At 72.1% G+C, this 1,034-nt stretch carries 3 protein-coding genes; 2 read left to right on the forward strand and 1 reads right to left on the reverse strand.

The genetic code is table 11. The features are described 5' to 3' along the window. On the forward strand, nucleotides 1–395 hold a 395-nt coding region (locus Q0L15_RS22895; RefSeq protein WP_296607165.1), incomplete at its 5' end, for an AIR synthase-related protein. Nucleotides 396–422: 27 nt separating this feature from the next. Here the strand turns inward: Q0L15_RS22895 and Q0L15_RS22900 are convergent. Continuing rightward, complete coding sequence (locus Q0L15_RS22900) at nucleotides 423–629, reverse strand: hypothetical protein (RefSeq protein WP_296607166.1); 207 nt, start codon at nucleotides 627–629, stop codon at nucleotides 423–425. Nucleotides 630–684: 55 nt separating this feature from the next. Here Q0L15_RS22900 and Q0L15_RS22905 point away from each other — a divergent pair, with 55 nt between their 5' ends. Continuing rightward, entirely contained in the window at nucleotides 685–1,026 is a 342-nt protein-coding gene (locus Q0L15_RS22905; RefSeq protein WP_296607167.1) for a hypothetical protein, read from the forward strand. Nucleotides 1,027–1,034: the final 8 nt, after the last annotated feature.

The following is a 1,034-nucleotide window of genomic DNA, read 5'->3' on the forward strand; positions in this document are numbered from 1 at the left end:
CCCTCGCGCGCGACGTCAGGCTGCTCGCTCGTCTCGCCGACCTGGGCGCGGCCGTGGCCGCCAAGGACGTCTCCATGGCAGGCGCCCTGGGCTCTCTGGCCATGCTGCTCGAGTTCACCCGGCACGGGGTGGACGTCGACCTGGACCGACTGCCGGTTCCCGCCGACACCGACCCTCTGCAGTGGTTGATCGCGTTCCCCACCTACGGCTTCTGGCTGACCGCCCCCCAGGACCGCGCAGCCGACTGCAGGAGAGTGTTCGAGCAGCACGGCCTGGCCTGCGCACCCGTAGGAACCGTCAACGAGTCCACCCACCTGACCGTGCGATGCGGCGGCCTCCAGGCCCTCGTGATGGACCTCGCCACGGAGTCGATCACCGGCCTGTGGGCGTCGTAGCCGGTCGAACCGACGCGAACGTCCGGGTCAGCCGGCCCGGGGATCTGCTCCCTCGAGGTCCCGCTCGAGGAACACCGTCGCGGGGCGGCCCGGCCAGTGCAGGTCGACGGCCTGGGCGAGGTCGAAGAGCATGGGCTGGTGGTCGAAGCCGCAGTACGGCGCCGGGTCGCCGTCGCGGATCCAGCCGAGCCGCTCGAAGAACCGGACGTTGGGCAGCTGGATCTGCGCGCGCATGCGGTGGCCGCCCCGCGCCGCAGCGCACGAGCTCGGCGCCGACCATCGTCGATCGGTGGGACGCGAGTACGGCCAGCCGATCGCCCTGCCACCACCCGCCGTCCAGGGGATACAGCCGCACCGTCCCGGCAGCCTGGAACCCGTGCGCCGCCAGGACGTGGATCGTGCTCCGCTCGACGTCGCGGGCGTCGATGTCGGTGACCTCGAGGGCGCGCTGCTCGACGACGAACACGCGATGACGGATCGCGTAGTGATGGGCGAGATCGGACCCGCTCGCGCGCCAGATCCCGACCACGGCCGCCCGGTTCATGACGCGCTCGGGACGGGGAGCGCACCCAGGGCCGGCATGCCCAGCTGGACGGTCTGCTCGAGCGAGCCGAGCGCCGAACACGCCTGACAGCGTGC

Origin of the sequence: Nocardioides sp., from assembly GCF_024509035.1 — a bacterium.
GTDB lineage: Bacteria > Actinomycetota > Actinomycetes > Propionibacteriales > Nocardioidaceae > Nocardioides.